Source organism: Enterobacter cloacae complex sp. OE43NF (assembly GCF_023544405.1).
Classification (GTDB): domain Bacteria; phylum Pseudomonadota; class Gammaproteobacteria; order Enterobacterales; family Enterobacteriaceae; genus Enterobacter; species Enterobacter cloacae.
On sequence record NZ_JAMJFW010000085.1, the window covers coordinates 1 to 8,475 of the forward strand.

Sequence of the window (8,475 nt, forward strand, 5' to 3'; positions counted from 1 at the left end):
ATGAACTCGGGCGATGCGCTGCACTTTACCGGCAAATTCCACCACTGCACTGTTTTCACCGCCACTGGCTTTCATGTACCGGTTAGTGCGCAGTTTCTGAAACATCGCCCGTTTAATTCGACCCTTTTTGGCTCTCAGTGGCTGGCGCTTTCGTGCTTGATACGGTGAGCCGTCCGGGGCTTTTTGCTCTTTGATACGTTGCTGTTGTGTAGTTCGCAGTTGCTTTGCAATTTCACCGGCAAGCTTCCGACGCCCTGCCGGTGACAGGGCAGCAATCAGACCATTGAGCCTGTCGTCAAAGGGCTTAAATTCATTCATCCCATTTGCTCACCAGTTCGCCGTTGATATAGAGCTCTTTTGGCCGGGTGACGGGCTCAGGCAGCGGAGGCTCAGGGGCATAGCTGACATGCAGCGCGCCGTTTTCCTCTTTGATGAGGGTTCGCTCGGTGAGCTGCAGGCTGATACTGATATCGACGCTGTCTCCGTCGTTCAAATCTATCAGGAAACGGTAGCCCTTTTTGCGGCCGTCATCGAGCGTGCAAATATCCGGCTGGTTTTCCCTGAGCCACGCGGCCACCGGCACGAAAATCAGGTCAGGGTCGCCCACAAAGTCACACACGATGACATTCAGGGTATAAATTTTTTCGTGAGACAGCGAGGCCGCGAGCCGCGCATCGATATTGCCCTCATCGGCAAAGATGCGCATCATCTCGGGATTGGTCTTAAGCTGCGGGACGGCTTTAATCAGCGCTTCGCGCAGGCTGCGTGCTTTCTTCATCGAGTTTATCCTGACAGTCTTTGACGGTTTCAACCTGCAGCGCGCAGGCGGCGAGCGCGTGCTCAAGCCTGCGAATATCGGCGCTCAGGTCGCCATTAGTGGCCGGGTCGCTTCCCGGCATCGGGCAATAGCTCACCTTCGGGCAGGCGCTGTAAACAATGACCGGCGGAGGCGCAGGCGGCGCGGGTGTGCAGCCGACGCACAACATCAGGCAGCTCAGCGCTGTACCAGCGGCGTAAAGTTTCATTCTCATTTATCAGCCTCGTTATGGTTTGTTCACGCCGCACGGCCATCGCACCGGCGGCCAGCAGTTCGCCGCGTAAACTGACCTGCGCGGTTTCGTTCGTCCTGGCGATTCGCTGCGAGACGGAAAGCTGGTTTTCCAGCATCCCGATCACGTTTTTTTGTTCCGTGGCGACCCTGCTCGCCCGTTCAAAAGAGCGGGACAGGTTGCCGTTTTCATGACGCTGCCAGAGCACAACCGCCACCAGTGCTGCCAGTAAAAACAACATCACTTTCATTGAATTCCCCCGAGGCAATAGGCACGCTCACGCGCGCGGCGGTTTTCCAGCCCTTTGTTAACTTCGCCATTCACGTAAACCCAGCGGGTTAGCTGGTCACATGCCTGCGGCCATTGCTGCCGCTTGATAAACGAGACCAGCGTCGACCGGCAGGCCGCACCGGTTCCCACGTTGAATGAAAAACTGACCAGCGCGTCGTAAACGTGCGGCGGCATTTTCACCGGCGCGCATACGGCCAGACGCTTCTCAACGTTCAGCACATCCGCGATGAGGTTCGCCGCCGCCTGTCGCTCGGTGATTTCCCCTTTCGGCACGACGCCTGCAGTGTGACCGATACCTGACGTCCACACTCCCGCGCTGCACTGGTAAGGCGTCAGGCGACAACCTTCGAGGTCGGCAATCAGTGCCAGCCCCTCTGGCGAGGTGTTAAGCAGAGGAAAGTCAGTCATCAGCGCTGCCAACGCCAGCACGGCGGCCACACTGCAACGTTTAACGATTGATTTCACGAATAGCCCCCTTGTCGAGTCCGAGTGACGTCAGATAGCGATAGGTTTTGCGCTTAAACCAGTAGTTCGTCAGTGCAGTAAAAATGGCGCATCCGCCGCCCACGTAAAGAGCCATCTTTTCGGGCGATATTGCGCCGAGGTACGCCAGCGCGACGGCCAGCCAGTAGGCGATAAACGTGGTAATTTTCTCCATACTCAGTCCCATAGAGTCACCGTTTCGGTTCTGGCCGCGCTGTCGGTCTCTGGCAGTTCAATTGCCGTGCCGTGCGGCAGGATGACGCCGAGCTCAGACAGGCCGGGATTCGCTTCTAAGACGGTTTCGACCACACCCTCAGTGCGCCCGTAATACCGGGCGCAAATCGCGTCGAGCGTGTCGCCCTGTAGCGCATACGCTTTCATCAGATTTGCCCCACAATGCAGCGCGCTTTGTCCTGGATGCGCGCCACTGACCAGCGCATATCCCGCCACATCTCATCGATAGTGCTGTCGATGCTGTCGGCCTTTTTATCGCCTTTGGCGGTCGCATCCACGCCGCGAAAACGCTCATACAGCGTGGCCGTCGTCATCGAGCACACGGCGTTGAAGTAATGGAAAACGCGCACGCTCTCGCCGTCGAGCTCGTCGGTCGGGACATCCGCCAGCGTGGCGTAACCGGCATCGATCTGACGCTCGCGCCATTCGCTCAGCTCCGCGTTAGTCTCCGCGATCGCGGTCTTAATCGCCCGGCGCAGGCGCACGGGGGAAACGGTCTGCTCTAAACGCATTTCCTCCCGCACGCGCTTCGGATCCACATCAGGAAAAAACGGGGTGTTTTTGATTACCGGCTCGCTCACGCCCGATGGCGGTATCACCACGCCCGGCACGTCCTGCGGCTCTTGTTTTGACTCAATAATCAGCGTCGTCATGACAACCTCGGGTAATGGGTGGGCGGTGGACGCCGGTCGCAGTCAGGGCAATAGATACCCGCATTGACCGGCGTGCCGCCCGGCTCGGGGAGCGCTCGGTTAACCAGCGGCTTTTGCCGCCTTTGGTGGACGCCCGCGCCGTGCCGCCGGTTTGGCGGTAGGTTTGCGCGTGCGCGGTTTAGTCGTTTTGGTTTTCGGTGTCGGTTCAGGTTTTGGCCTGAGTTGACGCTCTAACTGCTCAATGTCTTTTCGAACGCCGATGGTGCTCTCTAACTGGATCGCACGCTGCAGGTGCGCCAGCGCCTCGGGCAGTTGCCCTGCATCACGCAGCACGTAGCCGGTGATTTTGTGCAGTTTTGCGCGCACGATATCGGGCATATCCGCGCGCTCAGTCAGCGCGAGGGTGTCGAGCAGGTTCACCAGTTCGACCGCCTGTTTCGCCCCGCGCAGGCGTTGCGCGGCAAGCGCAACCTCTTCGGCCAGCAGGTAAGGCGTCGGACGTCGTCCGGTCGGCATGGTCAGGCCATAGGTCATCGCATAACGGGCAATTTCCAGCGCCCCGGCGATATCATCAGCATCGAGACGCCAGAGCATGACCGTCATGACGATGTCATCCTGCGCCCCTTTGCCGTTTTCGAGGACGCCAGCGACCCACGGCAGATAGAACGGCAGCAGCTCGCGCTTTTTGTCTGCTTTGCGCTCATTGGAGCGGATTTGTTTTAGCGTGCGGTTGTCTGCGGCCAGCTTAACGAGCATCTGCTCATAGGCAGTTGCATTGCGCAGCGGGACAGCAGCCCGCTGCGCTGTTTCAGAGGCCGAGACCCGCATCATGTGACGCGCTGCGGGACTCGTCATGGCTTACTCTCCGCCTTCGTTATCTGCAGGCGCGGAAGCGGTTTCCGGTGCTGCAGGTGGAGTGAAGTCACCGAGCTTGATGTTTTCAATCAGGCAACCGGCGGCGTAAGCCTCGACCACGTAGTCGATATTCATTGACTCGTAGTTTTCGACGCGGTCTTTTTTCGGTTCTTCAATAATGGCGCGGCGGTGTGCGTCATCCATGAAGTAAATCGACAGGTTGTCGAGACGCGTGACCATCAGCGCATCTGCCGGGAAATACGGAACGCGCACGGCTGGCAGGTTGCCGATGCGTTTCTGGCTGATGATGATGTCAGCAGCCAGAGACTCGGTGTTTTCCTGCTCTTTGTTGACGATAGGGAAATATTTATCCGCCATCAGCTTACGGCCAGTGATGACAACCAGTTCCGGATCATCCTGATAAATCTCGTCAATCAGGTTGCCGGTGGCATCCATGACCAGCGCGTCGAGGTTGGCATAGTCGCCATTTTTACCCACGCGGATCACCTCTGAAATGACTGTGCCGTCCTCAGCGGTGATTTTCGACATCACGCGCGCTGGCGCTTCATTGCGGTACTTCTGCAGCCAGCCGGTCGCCACGTCCTGCAACATCGGGTTTTTTACGCGGTCTGACGTGTCGGCGCGCTTAATACCGTTAAAACCGGCCATGATGAAATCGAGCGACTGACGCTTGATGATGGCGTCACGGATACGGGTCTGGAAGTCCTGGAATCGCGCCCACAGGTCGAGCTGTTTGTAACGAATATGGAAGTCAAAGTTAATCTGAGCACATTCGTATTTATTGGACTCCAGCGCAGTAAAGTCTGCGGTCTTACGCTCATCATCACCGGCGGTGTCAGCCGTGCTCGCAATCGTGCCATTGACGCCCACCCCGACTTTTTCGCCTTTCAGCTCGTCGACCGGCACGATGTTGATTTTGGTCAGAAACGCGGATGACATCTGCAGGGTGGTCATCAGGGTTTGCGTGACCGATGGCTCGACGGTGAATTTCTTCGCCACGTCATCTGTGGAAACGCCGTTCAGCTCCGCGACGCGGGACAGGTAGGCATTAAATTTAAAGCGGGTATCTTTACGCATGGTTTTTCCTGTTCGGGTAAAAGAGTTCAGGCCGGGCAGCACGCCCGGCGTGTTATCAGCAGTTGGTCAGCAGCTCGTCGCCCGTACCGCCTTTTGAAAGCTCGCGGCGCGGCTGGCGCTGGCTTTCGGTGTTATCGAGGGAGTTTTTCAGGGCGTTAAACGCCTGTGCGCTTTCTTCTGCCTTGCTGGTCACGTCCTGCTTAAGCTGCGCCAATTCGGTCTCAAGCTCGGTGACGCGCTGGTCGGTGGCGGAGAGGTTGGTTTGCACCTGCTCGGTGACGGTGGTCACAGCTTCATGCACATCGGCGAAACGGGCGTCATCGCTGGCCTGCTTACGACCGAAAATGGCTTTGACCTTGTCGGTCAGGCTGTTGAGCAGCGTGTCGGGAACGTCTTCAAATTCCAGCTCGGCCAGCGTGGCGGCGGAAAAGACGTTTTCAGGGTTGGCCTTAAAGCGCTGCAGCGGGTTGTGCTTAGCATTGCGGCAGAATTCGAGGTATTCAGTGCCGAGGCTTGCCGGGTCATCAGTGACCGCGAGGCCAACAAGGTAGCATTTGCCGGTATTTGCAAAATTCGGCTGAATTTCCATGGAGGTGTAGACCTTCTGCGAGGCTTTATTCATCGCTACTAGGTCATCGGTCGGAGTGATTTTCGCGAACAACGCCCATTTGCCGTTAAGCGCAGAATCGTCGTCAATTTTCTCCGCTTTCAGCTCAACCACATCGCCTAACCGCTTGAAGTCACCGTCTGGAAAGAGACCGCGAATATGCTCAAGGTTAATGCGGCAACCGTAGACGCGCGGGTCAAACGATTCGGCCATTTCCTGAATATCGTTACCGCTGATGATTCGGCCGTCGCAGGTGTCACCCTCGACGCCGATGCGAAACCATTTAGAAACTTTCTTTGCCATTGTTCAGGTGTCCTGATGTTGGGTTTTCGGGTCGGGGTTAGTTTCCTGACTCCGCCCCACATCAGCCACCTGTTACAGAAGTGCAACCACTGACACAACAGTGGGTTAGCGATTAAGTGCGGTCATTTCCTTAGCCTTGCCTCGTAACATAAAAGCGAGGTAAGCATGACCATTTCAACTGACCTTTCACTGCTCAATGACCCGCGACGACAGGCGCGGCTGTTGTACTGGCAGGGGTTCGCCGTGCCGCAAATCTGCGACATGCTGCAGCTCAAGCGCCCGACTGTGCAGAGCTGGAAACAGCGCGATGGATGGGAAGAAACCGCGCCGATTAACCGCGTGGAATCGACGTTAGAGGCGCGACTTATTCAGCTCTACGCAAAGCCAGACCTGACGCCGCATGACTTCAAAGTCGCTGATTTTCTGTCGCGCCAGATGGAGCGGCTCGCGCGCGTGAACCGCTACGGCCAGACCGGAAACGAGGTGGATTTAAATCCCAATATCGCCAGCCGCAACAAAGCGGATCGCAAAAAGCCGAAACGAAACTATTTCAGCGAGGAGGCCATCGAAAAACTGGAAGAGATTTTCTTCGACCAGTCGTTTGATTATCAGCTCAGGTGGCACAAAGCCGGTTTAGAGCACCGCATCCGCCACATTCTGAAATCGCGACAGATTGGCGCGACGTTCTACTTTGCGCGCGAGTCCCTCCTGCGCGCCCTTAAAACCGGGCAAAACCAGATATTTTTATCCGCCAGTAAAACGCAGGCTTACGTTTTTCGTAAGTACATTATCGCCTTTGCGCGTCTGGTCGACGTCGACCTGTCAGGCGACCCGATTGTCATCGGCAACAATGGCGCTGAGCTGATTTTTCTCGGGACCAATTCCAACACCGCGCAGAGCCACAACGGCGACCTGTACGTCGACGAAATTTTCTGGATCCCCAATTTCCAGAAGCTGCGCAAAGTCGCGTCGGGCATGGCCTCGCAGTCGCACCTGCGCACCACCTATTTTTCGACGCCGTCCACGCTGGCGCACGGTGCTTACCCGTTCTGGTCAGGCGAGCTGTTTAACCGTGGCCGCAGTAACCGCGATGAGCGTGTCGACATCGATATCAGTCATCAGGCGCTTGCCGGTGGCATGTTATGCGGTGACGGACAGTGGCGGCAGATTGTCACCATTGAGGACGCGCTCGCCGGGGGCTGTACCCTGTTTAACCTCGACCAGCTCAAACAGGAAAACAGCGCGGATGACTTCCGTAACCTGTTTATGTGCGAGTTCGTCGACGATAAAGCGTCGGTATTCCCGTTCGAGGAGCTGCAGCGCTGCATGGTCGATGCAATGGAAGAATGGGAAGACTTCGAACCGTTCGCCGACCGTCCGTTTAACTGGCGTCCTGTATGGATTGGCTATGACCCGTCACACACCGGCGACAGCGCAGGATGTGCGGTGCTGGCTCCGCCGCTGGTTGCCGGTGGGAAGTTCCGCATCCTTGAGCGTCACCAGTGGAAAGGCATGGACTTTGCCGCGCAGGCTGAGGCCATCCGGGCACTGACCGAAAAATACACCGTCGACTATATCGGCATCGATGCGACCGGCATCGGCCAGGGTGTTTACCAGCTCGTGCGCTCATTCTTCCCGGCGGCGCGCGCCATCCGCTACACGCCGGAAATGAAAACCGCAATGGTGCTGAAAGCGAAAGACACCATTCGCCGCGGGTGTCTGGAATATGACGCCGGGGCGACCGACATCACTCAGTCATTTATGGCTATCCGCAAAACCATGACCAGCAGTGGCCGCAGCGCCACCTATGAAGCCAGCCGCAGCGAGGAAGCCAGCCACGCTGATATCGCGTGGGCGACCATGCACGCCCTGTTAAACGAGCCACTTTCCGCCGGTAGCGGTTTGCACTCCACCTCAATTCTGGATATTAATTAAGATGAAAAAAAGCCGTAATAAACAGACAAAACAGACAGAAAACATGACCGCCGGCGCCCAACAAAAAATGGAGGCGTTCACTTTTGGAGAGCCGTCACCAGTTCTCGATCGCCGCGACATTCTCGACTATGTCGAGTGCATCAATAACGGCAAATGGTACGAGCCCCCGGTCAACTTCTCGGGGCTGGCGAAAAGCCTGCGCGCCGCCGTGCACCACAGCTCACCGATTTACGTGAAGCGCAACATTCTGACGAGTACCTACATCCCGCATCCGTTGCTTTCGCGTCAGGATTTCAGCCGCCTTGTGCTCGATTATCTGGTCTTTGCAAATGGCTATCTCGAAAAGCGCATGAGCGTGACCGGCCAGCTCTTTAAGCTGGAAACCTCCCCGGCCAAATACACCCGCCGTGGTGTCGAGGATGGTGTGTACTGGTACGTGTCGGACTACACGCACCCGCACCAGTTTGCGACCGGCTCGGTATTCCATTTACTTGAGCCCGATATCAATCAGGAGCTCTACGGGATGCCGGAATACCTGAGCGCGCTCAACTCCGCCTGGCTGAATGAATCCGCCACGCTGTTCCGTCGCAAGTATTACCAGAACGGCGCGCACGCGGGTTACATCATGTACGTCACCGACGCGGCGCAGAGCAGCACCGATGTTGAGGCACTGCGTCAGGCGATGCGAGACTCGAAAGGGCTAGGTAACTTCAAAAATTTATTTTTCTATGCACCAAATGGTAAAGCTGATGGTATAAAAATTGTGCCTTTAAGTGAGGTTGCAACAAAAGATGATTTCTTTAATATCAAAAAAGTTAGTGCAGAGGACCTAATGAGTGCACACCGTGTCCCCCCTCAAATGATGGGCATTATGCCCAATAATACAGGAGGTTTCGGGGACATAGTCAAAGCAGCACAAGTCTTTGTGAGAAATGAACTTTCACCATTACAAGAGAGATTACAAGAA

Annotated in this window: 13 protein-coding genes; 2 read left to right on the forward strand and 11 right to left on the reverse strand. The window is 56.5% G+C overall.

Translation table 11 applies throughout. The annotated features are described in order from the left end of the window. From M8370_RS22380 to M8370_RS22430, 11 genes are all read right to left on the reverse strand, one after another. A partial coding sequence (locus M8370_RS22380; protein ID WP_250021760.1) for a phage virion morphogenesis protein occupies positions 1 to 318 on the reverse strand: 318 nt, incomplete at its 3' end. Continuing rightward, complete coding sequence (locus tag M8370_RS22385; protein WP_250021761.1) at positions 311 to 778, reverse strand: phage tail protein; 468 nt, start codon at positions 776 to 778, stop codon at positions 311 to 313. The genes M8370_RS22385 and M8370_RS22380, both read right to left, overlap by 8 nt. Further along, positions 741 to 986, reverse strand: coding sequence for an Rz1-like lysis system protein LysC (gene lysC, locus M8370_RS22390; protein WP_072163335.1), 246 nt, complete (start codon positions 984 to 986; stop codon positions 741 to 743). Before lysC ends, M8370_RS22385 begins: the two co-directional genes overlap by 38 nt. Beyond that, entirely contained in the window at positions 874 to 1,299 is a 426-nt protein-coding gene (gene lysB, locus M8370_RS22395; protein ID WP_250021762.1) for an Rz-like lysis system protein LysB, read from the reverse strand. Before lysB ends, lysC begins: the two co-directional genes overlap by 113 nt. Then, positions 1,296 to 1,805, reverse strand: coding sequence for a lysozyme (locus M8370_RS22400; RefSeq protein WP_250021763.1), 510 nt, complete (start codon positions 1,803 to 1,805; stop codon positions 1,296 to 1,298). The genes lysB and M8370_RS22400 overlap by 4 nt, the downstream gene beginning before the upstream one ends. Next, a complete protein-coding gene (locus M8370_RS22405) occupies positions 1,789 to 2,010 on the reverse strand; it encodes a phage holin family protein (protein WP_062934576.1) in 222 nt (73 codons plus the stop codon). The genes M8370_RS22400 and M8370_RS22405 overlap by 17 nt, the downstream gene beginning before the upstream one ends. After that, positions 2,001 to 2,204 carry a tail protein X gene (locus M8370_RS22410; protein WP_250021764.1) on the reverse strand — a complete coding sequence of 68 codons (204 nt, stop codon included), beginning with the start codon at positions 2,202 to 2,204 and terminating at the stop codon, positions 2,001 to 2,003. The genes M8370_RS22405 and M8370_RS22410 overlap by 10 nt, the downstream gene beginning before the upstream one ends. Continuing rightward, positions 2,204 to 2,710: a head completion/stabilization protein gene (locus tag M8370_RS22415; protein ID WP_250021765.1), complete on the reverse strand. Its 507-nt coding sequence runs from the start codon at positions 2,708 to 2,710 to the stop codon at positions 2,204 to 2,206. The genes M8370_RS22410 and M8370_RS22415 overlap by 1 nt, the downstream gene beginning before the upstream one ends. A gap of 99 nt (positions 2,711 to 2,809) precedes the next feature. After that, positions 2,810 to 3,565 carry a phage terminase small subunit gene (locus M8370_RS22420; protein WP_250021766.1) on the reverse strand — a complete coding sequence of 252 codons (756 nt, stop codon included), beginning with the start codon at positions 3,563 to 3,565 and terminating at the stop codon, positions 2,810 to 2,812. Positions 3,566 to 3,568: 3 nt separating this feature from the next. Next, positions 3,569 to 4,663: a phage major capsid protein, P2 family gene (locus M8370_RS22425; RefSeq protein ID WP_250021767.1), complete on the reverse strand. Its 1,095-nt coding sequence runs from the start codon at positions 4,661 to 4,663 to the stop codon at positions 3,569 to 3,571. Between the two features lie 55 nt (positions 4,664 to 4,718). Then, positions 4,719 to 5,573 carry a GPO family capsid scaffolding protein gene (locus tag M8370_RS22430; protein ID WP_250021768.1) on the reverse strand — a complete coding sequence of 285 codons (855 nt, stop codon included), beginning with the start codon at positions 5,571 to 5,573 and terminating at the stop codon, positions 4,719 to 4,721. Between the two features lie 165 nt (positions 5,574 to 5,738). Between M8370_RS22430 and M8370_RS22435 the strand changes: the two genes are divergently transcribed. Both M8370_RS22435 and M8370_RS22440 read left to right on the forward strand, forming a co-directional pair. After that, positions 5,739 to 7,508, forward strand: a complete 1,770-nt coding sequence (locus tag M8370_RS22435; RefSeq protein ID WP_250021769.1) for a terminase ATPase subunit family protein — start codon at positions 5,739 to 5,741, stop codon at positions 7,506 to 7,508. Position 7,509: 1 nt separating this feature from the next. Next, positions 7,510 to 8,475, forward strand: a 966-nt coding sequence (locus M8370_RS22440; RefSeq protein ID WP_250021770.1) for a phage portal protein, incomplete at its 3' end; no start/stop codon positions are given.